General features: G+C 63.9%; 1 protein-coding gene and 1 pseudogene. One reads left to right on the forward strand and one right to left on the reverse strand.

Annotation, left to right across the window (positions count from 1 at the left end):
* A pseudogene (locus H6B10_RS17730) lies at positions 1 to 114 on the forward strand (ornithine carbamoyltransferase); the annotation flags it as partial.
* Here the strand turns inward: H6B10_RS17730 and H6B10_RS18610 are convergent.
* Positions 87 to 200, reverse strand: coding sequence for a hypothetical protein (locus H6B10_RS18610; RefSeq protein ID WP_430661810.1), 114 nt, complete (start codon positions 198 to 200; stop codon positions 87 to 89). The pseudogene H6B10_RS17730 and the gene H6B10_RS18610 sit on opposite strands and share 28 nt — an antisense overlap.
* Between the last annotated feature and the right edge of the window lie 16 nt (positions 201 to 216).

Below are 216 nucleotides of genomic sequence, written 5' to 3' on the forward strand. Positions count from 1 at the left end.
ATTGAAGCCCTGGCCCCCTACCAGGTGAATGCCGCCCTGATGGCCAAAGCCAAGCCCACGGCGGTGTTCATGCACTGCCTGCCCGCCTACCACGACCACAAGACCGCCGTGGGCTTGGCTTTGGCCATCAGGGCGGCATTCACCTGGTAGGGGGCCAGGGCTTCAATGCGTTCTGCCCATACTTCCACCGGTTCGCCCATGCTCACCCACACGTCG

The sequence above is a fragment of the Gemmiger formicilis genome (genome assembly GCF_016901605.1).
Lineage (GTDB): Bacteria > Bacillota > Clostridia > Oscillospirales > Ruminococcaceae > Gemmiger > Gemmiger formicilis_B.